Annotated in this window: 16 protein-coding genes and 1 tRNA gene; 6 read left to right on the forward strand and 11 right to left on the reverse strand. The window is 68.8% G+C overall.

Annotated features, from left to right (window positions below):
- Positions 1-49 precede the first annotated feature (49 nt).
- The 3 genes from ACFFGH_RS10035 to ACFFGH_RS10045 all read right to left on the reverse strand — a co-directional run bounded on the left by ACFFGH_RS10035 (position 50) and on the right by ACFFGH_RS10045 (position 3,386).
- Positions 50-925: a carbohydrate ABC transporter permease gene (locus ACFFGH_RS10035; RefSeq protein ID WP_386667800.1), complete on the reverse strand. Its 876-nt coding sequence runs from the start codon at positions 923-925 to the stop codon at positions 50-52.
- Positions 922-1,911: a carbohydrate ABC transporter permease gene (locus tag ACFFGH_RS10040; RefSeq protein WP_386667801.1), complete on the reverse strand. Its 990-nt coding sequence runs from the start codon at positions 1,909-1,911 to the stop codon at positions 922-924. Before ACFFGH_RS10040 ends, ACFFGH_RS10035 begins: the two co-directional genes overlap by 4 nt.
- Positions 1,912-2,057: 146 nt before the next feature.
- Positions 2,058-3,386 carry an ABC transporter substrate-binding protein gene (locus ACFFGH_RS10045; RefSeq protein WP_386667803.1) on the reverse strand — a complete coding sequence of 443 codons (1,329 nt, stop codon included), beginning with the start codon at positions 3,384-3,386 and terminating at the stop codon, positions 2,058-2,060.
- Between the two features lie 339 nt (positions 3,387-3,725).
- On the opposite strand from ACFFGH_RS10045, the gene ACFFGH_RS10050 reads away from it, so the two are divergent.
- From ACFFGH_RS10050 to ACFFGH_RS10070, 5 genes are all read left to right on the forward strand, one after another.
- The gene (locus tag ACFFGH_RS10050; RefSeq protein ID WP_386667804.1) at positions 3,726-4,466 is read left to right on the forward strand and encodes an alpha/beta hydrolase; all 741 of its coding nucleotides are present in this window, start codon (positions 3,726-3,728) and stop codon (positions 4,464-4,466) included.
- Positions 4,467-4,567: 101 nt separating this feature from the next.
- A complete protein-coding gene (locus ACFFGH_RS10055; protein ID WP_386667806.1) occupies positions 4,568-5,503 on the forward strand; it encodes a hypothetical protein in 936 nt (311 codons plus the stop codon).
- Positions 5,504-5,509: 6 nt separating this feature from the next.
- Positions 5,510-6,541 carry a hypothetical protein gene (locus ACFFGH_RS10060; RefSeq protein WP_386667807.1) on the forward strand — a complete coding sequence of 344 codons (1,032 nt, stop codon included), beginning with the start codon at positions 5,510-5,512 and terminating at the stop codon, positions 6,539-6,541.
- Positions 6,534-8,216: a S8 family peptidase gene (locus tag ACFFGH_RS10065; protein WP_386667809.1), complete on the forward strand. Its 1,683-nt coding sequence runs from the start codon at positions 6,534-6,536 to the stop codon at positions 8,214-8,216. The genes ACFFGH_RS10060 and ACFFGH_RS10065 overlap by 8 nt, the downstream gene beginning before the upstream one ends.
- Positions 8,217-8,229: 13 nt before the next feature.
- Positions 8,230-9,600, forward strand: coding sequence for a hypothetical protein (locus ACFFGH_RS10070; protein ID WP_386667811.1), 1,371 nt, complete (start codon positions 8,230-8,232; stop codon positions 9,598-9,600).
- A gap of 18 nt (positions 9,601-9,618) precedes the next feature.
- Here ACFFGH_RS10070 and ACFFGH_RS10075 read toward each other — a convergent pair whose 3' ends face one another.
- The 4 genes from ACFFGH_RS10075 to ACFFGH_RS10090 form a co-directional block, all read right to left on the reverse strand.
- Complete coding sequence (locus tag ACFFGH_RS10075) at positions 9,619-10,065, reverse strand: GNAT family N-acetyltransferase (RefSeq protein WP_386667813.1); 447 nt, start codon at positions 10,063-10,065, stop codon at positions 9,619-9,621.
- 35 nt (positions 10,066-10,100) lie between these two features.
- Positions 10,101-12,461 (reverse strand): glycoside hydrolase family 65 protein, encoded by a 2,361-nt coding sequence (locus ACFFGH_RS10080; protein ID WP_386667815.1) that lies wholly within the window; start codon positions 12,459-12,461, stop codon positions 10,101-10,103.
- Between the two features lie 134 nt (positions 12,462-12,595).
- The gene (locus ACFFGH_RS10085) at positions 12,596-12,772 is read right to left on the reverse strand and encodes a hypothetical protein (protein WP_386667817.1); all 177 of its coding nucleotides are present in this window, start codon (positions 12,770-12,772) and stop codon (positions 12,596-12,598) included.
- A complete protein-coding gene (locus tag ACFFGH_RS10090) occupies positions 12,757-13,116 on the reverse strand; it encodes a hypothetical protein (RefSeq protein ID WP_386667819.1) in 360 nt (119 codons plus the stop codon). The genes ACFFGH_RS10085 and ACFFGH_RS10090 overlap by 16 nt, the downstream gene beginning before the upstream one ends.
- A 192-nt stretch (positions 13,117-13,308) precedes the next feature.
- Here ACFFGH_RS10090 and ACFFGH_RS10095 point away from each other — a divergent pair, with 192 nt between their 5' ends.
- Positions 13,309-13,953: a ScbR family autoregulator-binding transcription factor gene (locus ACFFGH_RS10095; RefSeq protein WP_386667821.1), complete on the forward strand. Its 645-nt coding sequence runs from the start codon at positions 13,309-13,311 to the stop codon at positions 13,951-13,953.
- Positions 13,954-14,012: 59 nt separating this feature from the next.
- Here ACFFGH_RS10095 and ACFFGH_RS10100 read toward each other — a convergent pair whose 3' ends face one another.
- From ACFFGH_RS10100 to ACFFGH_RS10115, 4 genes are all read right to left on the reverse strand, one after another.
- The gene (locus tag ACFFGH_RS10100) at positions 14,013-14,162 is read right to left on the reverse strand and encodes a hypothetical protein (protein WP_386667823.1); all 150 of its coding nucleotides are present in this window, start codon (positions 14,160-14,162) and stop codon (positions 14,013-14,015) included.
- A 126-nt stretch (positions 14,163-14,288) separates the two neighbouring features.
- Positions 14,289-14,362 (reverse strand) — tRNA-Ile (locus tag ACFFGH_RS10105).
- Between the two features lie 59 nt (positions 14,363-14,421).
- Positions 14,422-15,489, reverse strand: a complete 1,068-nt coding sequence (locus ACFFGH_RS10110; RefSeq protein WP_386667825.1) for a metallophosphoesterase — start codon at positions 15,487-15,489, stop codon at positions 14,422-14,424.
- Between the two features lie 19 nt (positions 15,490-15,508).
- Entirely contained in the window at positions 15,509-16,801 is a 1,293-nt protein-coding gene (locus ACFFGH_RS10115) for a glycosyltransferase (protein ID WP_386667827.1), read from the reverse strand.
- Positions 16,802-16,844: the final 43 nt, after the last annotated feature.

A 16,844-nucleotide genomic window follows, 5' to 3' on the forward strand; every position in this document is an offset into this window, starting at 1 on the left:
CGGCCGCGACTTCGCGTGGCTCGGTGGCGCCCTGCGTTCGCCCCTCGGATCAGCCCTTGACGGCGCCGTCCATGAGGCCCCGCATGAACTGCTTGCGGAAGGCCAGGTAGAGGATCAGCGGCAGCGCGGTGGCGAAGGTGAGCACGCCCATCTGCGTCGCGATCTCGTTGACCGTGCGACCGGTGAACTGCAGCACACCGATCGGCAGCGTGTAGTTCTCCTGGTCCTGCAGGTACACCAGCGGGTAGATGAAGTCGTTCCAGACCCACACCGCGCTGAAGATGAGCACCGTCGCCATCGGCGCCTGCCCGAGCGGCAGGTAGATCTGACGGAAGATGCGCCACTGGGATGCGCCGTCCATGATCGCCGCCTCACGCAGCTCCTTCGGTATGGAGTCGAAGAAGTTGCGCATGATCAGGATCCCGAACGACACCCACCCGCCGTAGGTGCACACCAGCGCCAGGTAGGTGTTGTCGATGTCGAGGAGCGACACCCAGCGGTACCCCGCGACGACGAGAGCCTGTGCCGGGATGGTGAGGCCGATGATGAGGAGGCCGAACAGGAAGCTCTTGCCGCGGAAGTTGTACGCGGAGAACCCGTACCCGCCGAGCGCCGACAGCACGCCGATGAGCGCGACACTGAGGATGTTCACGACCACGCTGCTGCGGAGCCAGTTGAACACGTCGCCGCGCTCGAACAGGGCGATGTAGTTCTGGATGCCGTAGGTGCCGCCGAACCCGAACGGGTCGACGAGCGCCGACGTGTTGTCCCGCAGCGACGTGATGATCATCCAGCTCACCGGCAGGATGATCGTGAGGGTCAGGAACCCGAGGAACAGGTAGAGCACCGTCCTGCGGAGCACGACGCCGATCAGGTTCCTGCGGTCCACGGCGTGGACCTTCGGTTGCACGGCTTCTGCGGTCATCGCCGCTCAGCCTCCTTCTGGTGCTTGTGAATGGATCGCGCGTAGAACACGGCGAGAATGAGTGTGGCGACGATCAACACCGACATGATGGCGCTTCCGTAGCCGACCTGGTTGGCGGTGAACGCCTGGAAGAACGCCCATGTCGCGACCACCTCGGTGGCATGGTTCGGCCCGCCCGATGTGGCGACGTAGACCGTGCCGAACACCTTCAGGCTGTCGATGGCGACCAGCAGCGCAACCAGCCGGAAGGTGGGTGCGAGCAGCGGGATCGTCACGTACCAGGTCTCCTGCCACGGCTTCGCGCCGTCGACCCTCGCAGCCTCGAACACGTCCTGCGGAAGGGAGGACATCGCGGCGAGGAAGACGAAGAGCGACAGCCCGAAGCCGAGCCAGAGCTCGAGGCCGATCAGGATGGGCAGCGCCCGGCTCGGGTCCCCGAGCCACGCACCGACGAACTGACCAAGTCCGACCGACTGCAGCAGCGGGTTGATGATGCCGTTGCTGGGGTGGAACAGGAACTTGAGGATGACGCCGACGACGATCATCGAGAGGATCGACGGGATGATGAAGGTGGCACGGAAGAAGCCGGCAAGAGGGAATTCACGCCGGAGCATCAGCGCAAGCGCGAACGCGAGCCCGATCTTGAGGACCATCGAGGTGGCAAGGAACACCCCGTTGTTCCACAGCGAGGTCATGAAGACCGGGTCGATGGCCAAACGCATGTAGTTGGCCCATCCGGCGAGCGGGATGTTGTTGTAGCCGACGCCGTTCCAGCTGGTGAAGCTGAGCAGGAAGGTGAGCAGCAGCGGCACCAGGAGGAAGCCTGCGTAGAAGAAGTAGGCGGGAAGGATGAAGGCGGTCGCGCCGAGCCGTGACCCACCGGCCTGGAGCTTCTTCGCCTTCTTCACCTCCCGGGCGGTCGGAACGTGCCCGGACAGTGGCGACGTATCCTCTCGCGTTTCGGTGGACGTAACAGTGGTGGACATGCCTCACGCTCTCTGCTCTGAGGGTGACGAATCGGAAATGGAAGGCGGCGCGGATAGCGGCCGAGGGTGGGCGCGAGCCGGACTGCGACTCGCGCCCACCGTGAACGTGCGGTGTTACTGGCCGGCCCGGTGGGCCGACGCTGGTACTACTGGCCGACCGCCGCAGCGGCCGCGGTCTGAAGGTTCTTGACGAACTCCTCCGGCTGCATCGTGTTGGCGGCGAGCGATGCGGATCCGTTGTACATCTGGTCCTCGCCGACTGCCGGCGGAACGAGGTTCTCGAAGTACGCGATCACGTTGTTGCCGGCCTCGCCGACGGCGGCCGCGACGGTCTCGTACGCGGCCTTGACGGGCTGCTCCATCTCCTCGTCGGATCCGTTCAGCATGTTGATGAGGCCGCCGCGGGCGAACGCCTTGCCGGCGCCGTTCTCGGGGTTGCTCATCCAGGTCAGGAACTCGAGACCGGCCTCGGTGTTTCCGCTGTTGGCGGGAACCGCGAAGACGTTGGTGAATCCGCCGAGGATCTGGTTGGAGGGGTTCTCCGGGTCGACCTGCGGGAACGGCATGGCCTCCGGCTCGAAGTCCCCGGGAGGGGTGTCCGTGAGCGTCGAGTTGAACCAGGAGCCGGTGTTCATGAAGGCGGCGTCGCCGGACAGGTACAGCTGCATCATGGAGTTGTAGTCGGATCCCGCGACGCCTTCAGGGAAGACGCCGGCCTCGCCGAGCTCGTAGAGGTCGGTCGCCGACTGCAGGAAGCACTCGTCATCCCAAGCGGCGCCATCCTGCGCGGCGGCGGCGAGGATGGTGTCGATGCCACAGCGCTGGATCGTCAGCAGGAACCACCAGTGAGCAGCGGGCCAGCCGTCGCCCGCGTAGAGCGACACCGGGGCGACGCCGGTGCCCTCCAGCTTCGCGGCGTTCTCCTTCAGCTGGTCGATGGTCTCCGGCATCACGAGGTCGTGCTCCTCGACGAGCGCGGGGTTCACGTACAGCTGCTGGCTGGTGTCCACATTCCACGGGATGCACCACATCTTGCCGTCCCACTCGCAGGCGTCCTTCGCGGCCTGACTCTCCCCGGCGGCGAAGTGCTGCTTGTTCTCTTCCCACCAGTCGGTGATGTCGAGCAGGGCGCCCGACTCGGCGTAGTCCTCGGTCTGCTTGTACCCCTCGTACTGCAGAACCGTGGGCGGGTTGTCGCCGGACAGCCCGGTGCGGATGACGGTGTTGGCCTCGTCGTTCGCGATGGTGCGGTTCTCGAACTTCATGTCCGGGTGCGCCTCGTTGAACTCCTTGATGGTCCAGCTCATGCCGTCGATGTCGCCATCGGTCGACTCCGTGAACTGGTGCCACACCGAGAGCTTGTTGCTGCTGTTGCCACCCTGGTTGAGGGCGCCGCACCCACTGAGCAGGAGGGCGGCTCCCGAGGCCGTTGCTGTGAGCGAAAGCAGCCGCTTCCGCCGGGGTGAGAGTGTCATAACCACGTTGTGAACCCATTCTTCGTTGATTGGAGGAAGCAGTGCTGCTAGCGCTGCCACGGGTCAGTGTAGGTTTCGCGAACGAACGAATCAAACCCATTGACAACGAGGGTTGAAATGTAATCGAATGTTTACCTGAAAAGTGACCCGTCGTTCACTTGTTTGCCGTGGTGCCCTTTGTTCAGGCGGAACTGGGTGAACTGCTGCGAAACGGCGACACGGCGTCGAGCAAACGGCTAGGACATGCTTGCGGCGAGTCCGACGCGTGCCAGGAGCCGGTATGCGCGCCGGCTCCATCGGCGTCGGGCGAGGCGTCCGGATCGCCGGAAGGAGCAGGAGATGCAGCACCGGCCGGACCACCGCCTCGGGCGCCTGACGTCACCGGCGAGCCGCCGCCCGGCCCACCGATGGGCGGCCGGCGTCCACGCTCTCGAGGGGTCCACAGGACGGCGGCATCTGCTGGTTCTCCCGTCCACTCCGCCGGCGGCCGGAAACAGCGTCGAGGCGACCGCGCAGAGTGTGCCGGCGGAGCGAGACCTGCCGCTGATCGTGATGCTCCACGGCTCCGGATCCGACCCGGTTCGCACGCTGCGGATCGTCGAGGACCAGGCGGACGAGGCCGGAGCCGCCGTGCTGCTGCCGAAGTCATCGGGGTACACGTGGGACGCCGTGCTCGGGGGCTTCGGGCCCGACGTGGCAGAGCTCGACCGGCTCCTCCGCAGCGTCTTCGAACTCGTTCCGGTGGATCGTCGGCGGATGGCCGTCGGGGGCTTCTCCGACGGGGCCTCGTACGCGCTCTCGATCGGCCGCGTGAACGGCGACCTCTTCGGCTCGGTCCTCGCGTTCTCCCCCGGGTTCGTGGTGCCCGGGCCACCGAACGGCGCACCGCGGTTCTTCGTGTCGCACGGCATCGCCGACCCGGTGCTGCCGATCGAGCGCTGCAGCCGGCTCATCGTGCCGGCGCTCCGCCAGGAGGGCCATACGGTCGACTACCGGGAGTTCGACGGCGGGCACGTCGTGCCGCCGGAGCTCGCCAAGGCGGCGATCGGGTGGGTCGCCCGGTTCCCAGGGACCGGCTGAGTCGTGCCTCCGCGGCGGGTTCAACCGGAGGTTGACACCCGGGTTCCCGGGGAGGATCGTTTGCAATACCAGGTGGAACCGAGATCCACCAGGGGGCAAGAATGCGTACTTCCGAGACGGCGTTCCGACACGTCGCCGGGTGGCTGCCCGGGACGGCACTCGCGCTCGCCCTGATCCTGACCGGCTGCGGGAATCCCGGAAGCCCGTTCGGCGAGGACGACGCCCAGACCGACGGATCCCAGACCGACGGATCCCAGACCGGCGGCGGATCCGACGGCGAGAACGGTCCGGACGACGACTCCGGCGGAACCGACGACTCCGGCGGCTCCGACGGCCCGGACGACGACGGGTCCGGCGGGAACGGGCAGGTCGAGTACGAGTGGGGCCTTCCGGCGAGCGATACCAGCGTGGGTGAGCAGCACCAGGGCGCGGAGGGGTCCGCCTACATCGCCCTGTCCAGCAGCTGTGCGGAAGGCGCAGAGTTCGTCTCCCCCGACTACGCACCGACGTACAACTTCGAGAGCCCCCGGAACGTGCTGCTGTTCGCCGCTGGCGTCCGGCTCTGCGAAGGCGACATCGATTCCGCCAGAGAGTTATCCGGACACGCGGAGGCGCTCGGGACGGCGGGCCTCACGCCAGACGACTGGGCGTTCTGCGTGCTTCACAAAGTGGTGCAAAGCGTTCTCGAGCAGCGCCCGCCGGAGGACTTCCAGTGCGGCGAGGGCACCGCTCCACCGTTCCGCGAGGGTGAGAGCGAGACAGGCGAGACCTTCATCGACGATCCCCTCACCCTGCACGTGGACGAGAGTGTCCCGCCGGAGCCGGTGCCCGGGCCCGACGGTGAGACCGACCCGGATCCGGACGGCAGTCCGGAGGGCGACCAGGGCACCGAAGGCGAGGAGGGCACCGAAGGCGAGCAAGACACCGAGGGCGAGCAGGGCACCGAGGGCGAGGACGGAGAGAACGATGGCGCCGACACCGACGGCGGCGGCGGCGGCGACATCGTTCCCGACACCGAGACACAATCGGTGTCCTGACCACCCATGTTCTGGCGGCGAAAGGCTCCCGACGCACGGCGACGGCCCGTCGAGCCGCCGGAGCCGCCTGCCAAGGACACCGTCGCCCACGCCCCGGGCACCGAGCTCCCCGGGAGCGCGCGAACGCCGGAGTCCGGCGAGAAGGATCGCGGCGACCTGCTCCGGAGCATCGTGGTCGCGGTCGGGAACGTCGGTGTCCTGACCGCCCTGCTGGTCTACTTCGGCTGGGTGCGCAGTGAGGTGCAGGCGCGAGAGCTGGGCATCGATGAAAGCCTCCTCGGCATGACGACGCAGGAGTACGTGCTGCGGAGTGTCCGGGCGGTGCTGGTGCTCCTGATCGTCATGGCGGTGTTCGGGGTGCTCTGGGTGGCGCTCGATCGCTGGCTCTCAGTGCGGCTCCGACGGCGCGGGGTGAAGGACCCGGTCTATCGCTGGTTCACCCGGCTGCTCCCCCTCAGCGTCGTTCTGCTCCCGGTGCTCGGATGGCTGGCGCGCTGGTGGTGGCCGACCGCCGCCTACATCGGCTTCCCGCTGCTCGCGGCGGCCGGCCTCCTGCTCATGCTCTACGCGTTCCATCTGCGTGGTGCGCTCCCCGGCGCCATTCCGCTGGCGGCCGGAACGGAGTCCATCCTCCGGGTCTCCACGGCCGCGCTCATCGCCGTGGCGCTGTTCACCGCAGCCACGAACTACGCGATGGTGGAAGGGACGCAGCTCGCGCGTGGCCTTGAGTCCAGGGTGCGGACGCTGCCCGGGGTCGTGATCCACAGCGTGGAGCCGCTGAACCTCGACGCCCCCGGGGTCGAGACGGCGGAGGCCGAAGGCGAGACGGGCTACCGGTTCCGGTACAGCGGCCTGCGCCTGCTGGAGCGGTCCGGAGGCCGGTACTTCCTGATCACCGAAGATTGGACGCGTCGATTCGGCGTGGTCCTCGTCCTGAACGACGACGAGTCGGGCGTCCGCTACGACTTCATCCGCGACCGGCGCTCGGTATCGCCCGCCGCCGGTCGTTCTCTCATGCGCGGAGCGACACATGACTGAGCTGCCCCCGGCCGGCCCATCGCGGGATCCGGATCCTGCCGGCACGGCGCCGGATCGCGAGTCCGTGAGCCCGCTGCCCGACTCCGACGCGACGAGGGGTGATCGGTTCACCCCAGAAGTGCTGGACAGCACGACGATCGCCATCCCCCTGCTCCAGGTGATCAAGCACGAAGCGGAGGCCGCGCGCACCCAGGAGGACTACACCCCGCCGATCCTCGACGTGATGATCGACCTGAACCTGGAGTATCCGGATGGGCGTGAGGAGGCCCGTGAGCAGGTCGTCCGGCTGATCGAGGAGGCGATCGCGAAGGACGGCGTCGACAAGGAAGCGCAAGGCATCGACCGGGTCAGTCCGGTCGGCAACCAGTACGTGGTGGCGCAGCTCGAGCCGCACGTGATCAGCACCCTGGCGCGGTTCGATCGGGAGCATCACCGGGAGGGGCCGAGGCGCGTCAAGCGGGGCGCGATCTTCCGGATCTGGCCGGACTTCGAGGTGCGGAAGCTCACCGACAAGTCGGTCAGCACGGTCAAGGCGGACGCCGCACGGGTCTCCTTCTCCGCGTTCGGGGAGGGCATCGTCTGGGCGGTCGTCGATTCCGGGATCGATGCGACGCACCCGCACTTCGCGACCTATGAGAATCTGAAGCTCAAGCAGCCCCTTCGTCACCACGACTTCACGGGGCGGGCGGACACAGGGGAAACCGGCGACGAGGGAACGGCGCTGACCGACGATTTCGGGCACGGCACCCACGTCGCCGGCATCATCGCGGGCGCCACCTACACCGAGGGCTCGGCACCGGCCGCGGGGAGCGGGGGCGCGTCCACGGGCTCGTCGATCCCGACCGTGGAGCACATCCACGCGATGGCGAAGCGCCGGGACGAAGATGGCGAGACCACGTACGTCCCGCTGGAGCTCACCTCCATCACGGGGATGGCTCCGAAGTGCAAGCTGGTCAGTCTGAAGGTGCTCGACGAGAAGGGGGTCGGGCGGGTCAGCCGCATCGTCGCGGCGCTGCAGGAGGTGCAGCGCGTGAACGCGTACGGCCGCAACATCCAGATCCACGGAGTGAACCTCAGTGTCGGATACGAGTTCCAGCCGGAATGGTTCGCCTGCGGGCAGAGTCCGCTGTGCGTGGAGGTCGATCTGCTCGTCCGGTCGGGGGTGATCGTCGTGGTCGCGGCGGGCAACACTGGCTATGGCTACAACCGGGACCAGTCGAAGGGTGCGGTCGCCGCCGGACTGGATCTCACCATCAACGACCCGGGGAACGCCGACCGGGCGATCACGGTCGGTTCGACGCACCGGGAGATGCCCCATGTCTACGGCGTCTCCTACTTCTCGTCGAAGGGACCGACGGGCGACGGGCGCATGAAGCCCGACCTCGTCGCGCCGGGCGAGAAGATCATGTCCTGCGCCGCCGGCGCGCCGAAGGCGGCGGCGATGACCTCCGCCCACGTCGAGGAGTGCGAGTACGTCGAGGACAGCGGCACGAGCATGGCGGCGCCGCACGTCTCCGGCGTCATCGCCGCGTTCCTCTCTGTCCGGCACGAGTTCGTGGGCAAGACCGACGAGGTGAAGCACATCTTCCTGTCCACGGCGACCGACCTGAAACGGGACCGGAACTTCCAGGGCTATGGGCTCGTGGACCTGATGCGTGCGATCCAATCCGTCTGAGAGGAGAAGAGCGATGGCCGAGAAGTCGGGGTTCCCGTATTTCGAAGTGCAGTTCACGAAGACCGGCGACGTCCACGACCGCGAGGAGGCCGAGGCGCTGCAGCGGCATCTGGCGACGTCCGACGGCGAGGACCTCCTGGTCCTGGCCCACGGCTGGAACAACGACATGCGCGACGCGCGCGGGCTCTACGACGGCCTGCTCCGCGAGCTCAGGGCCGCGGTGAGCGCCAGACGGATCGCGGGCGCACCACGGCGCATCACCGTGCTCGGGGTGCTCTGGCCGTCGAAGAAGTTCGCCGACATGGAGATCACCGCGAGCGGCGCCGCGGGCCTCGGGAGCGCCGTGACGGACGATGCGATCCTGCGGCAGATCGACCAGCTGCAGGAGGTCTTCGACGAGCCGGAACAGGTCGCGGCCCTGGAGTCGGCGAAGGCGCTGCTTCCCAAGCTGGAGGACAGCCCTCGGGCGCAGCGCGAGTTCGCCGACCTGGTCCGCTCCGCCGTCTCCCACGAGCCGCTTCCCGACGACGCGAGGGAGGCTGCGGACGAGGACGCGTCGGACACGTTCTTCGCCCTGCCCGGCTCCGACTTGATGGAGCGGCTCGCCAAGCCGATCGACCTCGAGGCTGAGTTCCCGGCGGACGAGTCCGGGGACGAGCCGTTCGACGACCTGGGCGGAGCCGCCAGGGTCGGCGTGGACGACGCGGGGGGCGCCGCGGGCCTCGGCGAGTTCCTCAGCGGGATGAAGGCGGCCGCGGGCAACCTGCTCAACTACGCCACCTTCTTCTCGATGAAGCAGCGCGCCGGGACGGTCGGCCAGCGCGGCGTCAACACGCTCCTCCGCGAGATCGCAGGGCAGCATCCCGACCTCCGCGTCCACCTGCTCGGCCACAGCTTCGGGGCGAGGCTGGTCACGGCGGCCACGGCGGGCCCGGACGAACGAGCGGGCTTCTCCCCCAGCTCGCTGGTCCTGCTGCAGGCGGCGTTCTCGCACAACGGATTCGCGGAGAACTTCGACGGCAAGGGCGGCAACGGCGACTTCCGCCGCATCGTCGCGCGCCGGCTGATCTCCGGTCCGATCGTGGTCAGCCACACCCGGAACGACAAGGCCGTCGGACTCGCCTACCCGCTGGCATCCAAGATCTCCGGCAGCGACTCCGCCGGGCTGGGCGACGCGCGGGACCGTTTCGGCGGGCTCGGGAGCAACGGGGCGCAGTTCACCCCGGAGGCCGTGAAGGGCAGACTCGCCCCCGTGTCGGAGAGCTACGACTTCCAGCGTGGCCGCGTCTACAACCTCCGCGCCGATTCGGTCATCTCCAGCCACAGCGACATCGTGAAGCCCGAGGTCGCCCACGTGGTGCTCGCCGCCATGGCCGCCTCATGATCCACCGGGCGTGCCGGCTCAGCGCTCCCGGCGCATGGGCACGTGCGGGATGTCGTCCTCCACGAATGCCGGGCCGCTGACGGTGAAGCCGAATCGTCCGTACCAGCCGGCGAGGTGTTCCTGCGCATCGAGCACGGTCGGGCCCTCGCCGCGCAGCTCCAGTGCTCGCCGCATGAGCGCCGCGCCGATGCCGGCACCACGACCCCGCGGGGCGGTGGCCACCCTGCCGATGCGGGCGACACCATCCTGGTCGTGAAGCAGCCGCGCGGTGCCCAGCACACCGTCGTCGTCGCTCGCCCACAGCAGCAGCGCGCCGGGCTCGATGTCGCGGCCGTCGATCTCCGGATACGCCGCGCGCTGCTCGACCACGAAGACCTCGACGCGCAGTCGGAGGATCTCGTAGAGCAGCACGGACGGGATGTCGGCGACGGGAGCGACGCGGATGTGGAGATTCGGGGCAGGCACCGGATCAGCCTCGCACACCGGTCCGGCGTTGCCGCTCAGTCCCGGGAGGCGAGCATCTCCCGGGGCGACCGTCCCGGCGGCTGCTCCGGGGCCGGACCGACATCGCCGAGGGGCGGGGTGGGAAGGGTGACGCTCTCGCCCGGGTCGAGCGTCACCGGCTCGCCGAAGTGCCGCAGCGCGCACCGGGTGCCGCCGACGAGGGAATAGGCGCTCGAATCCGGCCGCACCTCGACGCGCAGCGTGCCGCTCCCGATGCGGAGCCCGAACGCGATGCGGGCGAGAGACGGAGGCAGCCGAGGCTCGAACCGGAGGCCGTCGGACCCGTGCCGCATGCCACCGAACCCCGCGGTCAGCGCGACCCACATGCCCGCGAGGGAAGCGATGTGCAGACCGTCGTCGGTGTTGCGGTGGATGTCATCGAGGTCGAGCAGGGCCGCCTCGGCGAGATAGTCGGCGGCGAGCTCGAGGTGTCCCACCTCGGCGGCGATCACGGCCTGGGACGCCGCGGAGAGCGACGAGTCGCGCACCGTGAGGGCCTCGTAGTAGGCGAAGTTCCTGGCCTTCTGCTCCGGCGTGAAGGCGTCGTGCCGGAAGTGCATCGCCAGCACCAGGTCCGCCTGCTTGACCACCTGCTTGCGATAGAGATCGAAGTAGGGGTAGTGGTCCTGGAGCGGATACCGCCCTGGCGGGGTCGAATCGAAGTCCCACCGTTCATGGTCGGTGAAGCCCGCGGACTGAGGATGGACGCCGCGGCGCTCGTCGTAGAGCACCGTCATCGCGGCTGAGGCGCCCGTCCACCGGGCGACCTCGGCGTCGTCGACCTTCAGCGCCAGAGCGTTCTCCGGGTACCGGCGGATGAGATCGGCAGCGGCGCTGAGGTTCTGCTGCGCCATCAGGTTGGTGAAGACGTTGTCGTCGACCATGGCCGTGTACTCGTCCGGACCGGTGACCCCGTCGATGTGGAAGCGGCCGGAGTCGTCCCACCGGCCGATGGACATCCACAGTCGCGCCGTCTCGACAACCAGCTCCACCCCCACCTCCCGCTCGAACTCTGCATCACCGGTGGCCTGGACGTGCCGCAGCACGGCTGCGGCGATGTCGGCGTTGATGTGGAACGCGATCGTGCCGGCCGGCCAGTATCCGGACGCCTCCTGGCCGTCGATGGTGCGCCAGGGGAATGCGGCGCCGTCGAAATGGAGCTGCCTGGCCCGGTCTCGGGCGTGCCCGAGTGTGGCGTGCCGCCATCGCAGGGCGTTCGCCGCGACCTCGGGCGCCGTGTAGGTGAGCACGGGCAGGACGAACCCCTCCGAGTCCCAGAAGGTGTGCCCGTCGTACCCCGGCCCGGTCAGCCCCTTCCCGGGCACGGGACGCAGATCCGCCCGCGCAGCCGACTGGAACACGTGGAACAGGCCGAACCGCACCGCCTGCTGGAGTCGTGGGTCGCCGTCGATCTCCACGGCGGCGCACGCCCAGTAGTCGTCGAGCCGTTCCCGCTGGAGCGTGGCGAGCCCTTCCCAGCCCGCACGGAGCCCCTCCCGCAGCCCGGCCTCAGCGCGATCACGAAGCGCAGACGGCGACAGCTCCGCCGACCATTCGTGCGCCACGATCTTCACGACGAGCAGCCGCTCGCCCGGCTCAAGCCCCACGGCGATCGTGGTGCGCCCCAGATCGGGCGACGCCTCGGACTCCGTCACCGCGGTGCGCGGCGCCGTGATCAGATGCTCCATCGCCACCGCGACGCCGATGTCACTTCGCCGGGTGCGGTGGAGAAGGGTCACACGACCGTCGACCGCGTGCTGGGCGACCGGCCGCAACGGGGCGGACAGCGCCTCCTGCACGCGGGGATCGGGATAGTCGGTGGGTGGCTGCTCCCCCGCGATCAGCTCCGACTGCAGGGTGACCAGCGCGGGTCCGTCGACCGGCTCGACCTGGTAGCGGAGCGCGGCGACGGAACGGTGGGTGAGCGAGACGAGCCGCTCGGAGGTGACCCGCACCGTGCGGCCGGCGGGCGACGTCCATTCGAGCTCCCGCCGGAGCGTGCCGCTGCGGAAGTCCAGACGCCGCTCGTGGGAGCCGAGACGCCCCGTCCGCAGGTCCAGCGGCTCGTCATCGACCAGCAGGCGGAGGATCTTGCCGTCGGGAACGTCGATCGCGCTCTGGCCTGAGCTCGGGTACCCATAGCCGCCCTCCGCGTATGGCATCGGATGGCGCTCGAACACACCGTTGAGGTAGCTGCCGGGGACCCCGCGGGGCTCGCCCTCGTCGAGGTTCCCCCGCCACCCGACATTCCCGTTCGAGAGCGCGAACACCGACTCGACGTGCCCCAGGTGGTCGAGGTCGACGTCATGCAGCCCGACGCTCCACGGGTCGAGATCGAAGCGGAGTCCGTCCGTCATGCGGTGGCCTTCGCCGGAACGAGCGACCGGAGGTTCGGACGGCCGCCGAGGCGGAGGGACACCTGCATCCTCCAGGCATAGCAGACGGTGCGGGATGGAAGCCTGGGACCGGGCGGACCCCCGAGCCGCAGGGGTCAGGACCGGCGCCGCCAGGTGAACACGCCGACCCCGAACAGAATCGTCCCTCCGGCGATGAGCGGGATCGCCGGGTGCACGGTGGCGAGCACGAGCCCGAGACCCACGACGATCGCGGCGATGCCGCAGCCGAGGGCGATGCGCGCCGCGCGACCCGGCTTCAGGTCGTGATCCACAGGCCGCCGCCCAGCTCCGACCAATCGTCGGTGGGGGCGCCGTCCTCGAACCAGGCGACGGTCGTTCCGCGGTTCGTCATGCGGATCGACGGGCCGCATCCCGCACTCCAGTCGGTCTCGGAGGCGTAGTGGACGATGCACCTGCTCGACTCGCTTCCCTCCACGACGTAGTAGTCGACGCCGTCGAGCTCGGTGACGTAGTCGACCCGCGCTCCCTCGGGAAGTGACGGCAGGTCCACTGCGGGCGGCAGCGGATCGCCGGCGAGCCCCTGCGGGAATGGGCTGCACCCCGTCATCACGAGTGCCAGCGACCCGAGCACGACGCCCCGGACGATCACCTTCATCCAGTTTCTCCCTACCGGCCTCGGGGTTTTGTCCGATCGACAGCATGCGCCGAGTTCCGACCATACCGGCCGGTTGGTTTTGTTTCAACGGCGTGTCGGTGCCCCGCTTCAGGGTGGGCGGCATCGCGTCCGAATAGGCTTCCCCCGAATCCCGGGCGCACGCCCGCTCCGTCGCTCCCGTGAGGAGACACGATGTCACCCCAAGCGCGAGCCATGGCGACCCGGGATGCGATCGTCCGAGGTGCTGCGGTCGTCTTCGAGCGTCTCGGCTACGGGAACGCGTCGCTCGCCGACGTGGTCAGGGAAGCCGACGTCACGAAGGGCGCCCTGTACTTTCACTTCGGCAGCAAGGAAGAGCTCGCTTACGCGGTGATCGCCGAGCAGAATCGCATCTCTCAGCTCTCCGGGAAGGCGATCGTCGCGCTCGGCAGGCCGGCGCTCGAGACCATGATCCTGCTGTGTGCAGATCTTGGCAGGCAGCTGATGCACGACCCGGTGGTTCAGGCGGGGATCCGGCTCACCACCGAGGCGGCGTCGTTCCCGCCGACCGTGCTCGAGCCCTACCGCGACTGGCTGCTGGTCTTCGAGGATCTGATCCACCGCGCCATCGACGAAGGCGATATCCGGGTGGACATCGCGCCCGACGCGCTGGCGAGGTTCGTCATCCCGGCCTTCACCGGGGTGCAGCTGGTGGCCGCGGTCTTCACCGCCAGGCAGGACCTGCTCACCCGCATCCGGGAGATGTGGGAGATCCTGCTGCCCTCGGTCGCGAACGAGAGCCGGTGGGGCCAGTTGCGCGCCCTCCCGACGCTCATCGATGCACCGGAGGCGCGCTGATCGCGATCACGATATCGCCGCCGGTCCGCACCTGATCGATCGGGGACCGGTGGCCTCCGTCAGTGCCAGCTGACGAGCGCGAACACCCCGGTGAGACCGGCGGTGACCGCGGCACCGGCGGTGGCGAACGCTACGCGCATCAACCACGGCTCGTGCGCCGAGCGGACGAGCCTGGGTGCTCCAACCCGGGCGGCATGCTGCGAGCTCATCGAGTTCTCCTCACTTCTCCGTGCAGGAGAGCTTGCACCATGCGGGTGAACACGAGGAGAAGGTATGTGAACGGATCGGTGTGGCGGCTTGCGTGGCGAGTCGGGCGCCCCCGGGGACTCTCTGAGTAGGGCGGACGGGACTTGAACCCGTGACCGACGGATTATGAGTCCGCTGCTCTAACCGGCTGAGCTACCGCCCCGGGCGCGGTGCCGGAGCACGCGCGACCGCGGCCGTTCGGCCGCGTCCCAACGATACCGCCTACCTTCCGCCCCCGGACGTGATGGCGAAGGCGTCCTCGAAGGAGCCGATCACCGGGCGGAACGAGACCGACAGTCCGGTCTCGTCCGCGTCCACCTCGACGAAGCCCCACGCCGGATCCCGGTTGGCGCCGGACGCAACCGCGAAGTACCCGGCGTCCGGGTCGGAGGGGTTCACATCGTGCAACGGCGCGCCGCCCGTGCCGACGGTCACGAACACCGTCCCCTTGCCCGCCAGCATCTCCGCGTCGTCATCGGCGAGGCACCCGGGCTCGAACGCGTCGGCCGGGAGGTGCGGGCATCGCTCCCCCGTCTGCAGCTGGTGAGTGCGCTGATAGATGTGCTCGTGGGCGCTCAGCACGAGGTCGACGCCGGAGTCCACGAGGAGGTTCGTGATCGCCGCACCAGGCTCGCAGGGGTGGTCTCCGATCGAGTGGCAGGGCTTGTGCATCCCCGCGACCACCCAGGGGATGCCGACGTCCCGGGCGCCGGTGATCGCCGCCTGGGTCCACTCGAAGCGCTCGGTGTCCGCACCGTAGTCCCACACTCCGTCGGCGAAGGCGATCGCCGGCGAGATCAGCACGAACCGCACCAGCGGATCGTTCTCCGGCACGTCGACGAAGTACTGCCCGCCATACTCGCCCTGGAGCCCCGGCAGCCGGTTCGGCAGGCAGTCGGCGAACTCGTCGATCAACCCGTTGCGCCCGTCACCCTCATGATTGCCGGCGAGCAGCTCGAAGGGGAGGTCCTCACCGACGTGCTGCGTCACAAAGTCGCACCAGAGGTGCTCCTCCCCCGCTTCGCCATAGGAGAGGTCTCCGACGGCGAGATGCAGATCCGGCTGCGACTGGCCGATACACCCGAGAACCGCCTCCGCCTCGGGGCTGAACGAGTAGTCGCCGGCCGCAGTGAACCGAAGTGCCGCCGAGGGAGGGGCGGGTGAGCACGTCGCACGAGGTCCCGTCGTCCCGGAGCGGTTGCCGGCATCCGGTTCCGGGGCGGTGCACCCGGCCAGCAGCGCTGAAGTCATGACGACGACCGCGGCGCTGCCGATCTGAGCGAAGAACATCCGCCCCTCGACCGGCTTCCTAGGAGCGGCCGGCCCGGATCCGGCGGGAGAGGTCCGTCGCCTGTCCGCGAATCGCCTTCAGCCGCGCGGCGGCGCTCCGCCGTGGCACCTCGGTCACCGGGTCGGTGACGATCTCGCCGCGGTAGAGGGCCTCGAAGGTGGCGAGGGTGCGCTCGATGTCGTGCGCCTCGACGATCCGCAGGCTCTCGTTCTTCATGGCCAGGTACTCGTCTTCGGGGAGGGTGAGCACCTCGGTGAGCCGGGCGGCGAGCTCCGCCGCGTTCCCCGGCGAGAACAGGAAGCCGTTCTCACCGTGATGCACGAGGTGCGGCAACGCCATCGCGTCGGCGGCGACGACCGGCAACCCGGAGGCCATCGCCTCCATCGTGGCGATGCTCTGCAGCTCCGCGATCGAGGCGATCGCGAAGACGCTGGCACGGGTGAGGGCGGCGCGCAGGTCCTCGTCGCTGACGCGACCCGCGAAGTGCACGTTGCTGCGGATGCCGAGCTCGACGGTCAGGTTCTCGAGCGTCCGGCGATGCTCGCCGTCGCCGACGATCTCGACCTTCACGTCGAGCTTCGGGTCCATCAGCGCGACCGCGCGCAGCAGCACGTCGAGCTTCTTCTCCTCCTCGACGCGACCGACGAAGACCACACGGTTCTCGGTGCGCGGAGCGAAGTTGGGCGTGTAGTTGTGCATGTCGATGCCGCACGAGATGGCGTGCACCTGGTTCAGCGAGGTGTGCGCCTCGAGGAACGCGGCGGCGCGGCGGGTAGGCGTGGTGACCGCCTCGGCACGGCGGAACGACCGGTCGGCGGCGGCCCACAGCATCTTGATCGCGGTCGGGACGAACCACTTCGGGATGAGCGTGAACTGCACCGCGTTGTCCGGCATGAAGTGGTTGGTGCCGATGAGCCGGATGCCGTGCTCGATCGCGGCCTTCGACAGTCCCCGGCCCACGACGATGTGCGACTGGAAGTGCACCACATCCGGCTTGATCTGCTCGACCAGCTTGCGGCCGTTCGCCTCGATCCGCCACGGCAGGGCGAACCGCAGCCACGGATGCGGGTACCAGCGCCAGCTCTTCAGCCGGTGCAGCATCATCGGCTGGCCCTCGTGGACCTCCATCCAGGAGCCGTGCTTGCGGCTGGCTGCGGGCGCGACGACATGCACGTCGTGCCCTCGAGCGACGAGGCCGGCGGCGAGGCGCTCGGCGAACTTGGCGGCGCCGTTGACGTCGGGGGCGAAGGTGTCACAGCCGATCAAGACCCGCAACGGGGCCTTCGCCGGTGTGTCCGAGGAATCAGCCACAGCTGTCTTCTTCCTTGTTTCGGGAGCATGCCGCTTTGTCACG

This window comes from Lysobacter korlensis (assembly GCF_042434515.1).

Coding starts and splice junctions, on each gene's coding strand:
- ACFFGH_RS10055 (WP_386667806.1), top strand. CDS start 4,568: ATGCGTACTTCCGAGACGGCGTTCCGACACGTCGCCGGGTGGCTGCCC.
- ACFFGH_RS10090 (WP_386667819.1), bottom strand. CDS start 13,116: ATGAAGGTGATCGTCCGGGGCGTCGTGCTCGGGTCGCTGGCACTCGTG.
- ACFFGH_RS10095 (WP_386667821.1), top strand. CDS start 13,309: ATGTCACCCCAAGCGCGAGCCATGGCGACCCGGGATGCGATCGTCCGA.
- ACFFGH_RS10065 (WP_386667809.1), top strand. CDS start 6,534: ATGACTGAGCTGCCCCCGGCCGGCCCATCGCGGGATCCGGATCCTGCC.
- ACFFGH_RS10035 (WP_386667800.1), bottom strand. CDS start 925: ATGACCGCAGAAGCCGTGCAACCGAAGGTCCACGCCGTGGACCGCAGG.
- ACFFGH_RS10050 (WP_386667804.1), top strand. CDS start 3,726: ATGCAGCACCGGCCGGACCACCGCCTCGGGCGCCTGACGTCACCGGCG.
- ACFFGH_RS10060 (WP_386667807.1), top strand. CDS start 5,510: ATGTTCTGGCGGCGAAAGGCTCCCGACGCACGGCGACGGCCCGTCGAG.
- ACFFGH_RS10040 (WP_386667801.1), bottom strand. CDS start 1,911: ATGTCCACCACTGTTACGTCCACCGAAACGCGAGAGGATACGTCGCCA.
- ACFFGH_RS10080 (WP_386667815.1), bottom strand. CDS start 12,461: ATGACGGACGGACTCCGCTTCGATCTCGACCCGTGGAGCGTCGGGCTG.
- ACFFGH_RS10070 (WP_386667811.1), top strand. CDS start 8,230: ATGGCCGAGAAGTCGGGGTTCCCGTATTTCGAAGTGCAGTTCACGAAG.
- ACFFGH_RS10110 (WP_386667825.1), bottom strand. CDS start 15,489: ATGTTCTTCGCTCAGATCGGCAGCGCCGCGGTCGTCGTCATGACTTCA.
- ACFFGH_RS10100 (WP_386667823.1), bottom strand. CDS start 14,162: ATGAGCTCGCAGCATGCCGCCCGGGTTGGAGCACCCAGGCTCGTCCGC.
- ACFFGH_RS10045 (WP_386667803.1), bottom strand. CDS start 3,386: ATGACACTCTCACCCCGGCGGAAGCGGCTGCTTTCGCTCACAGCAACG.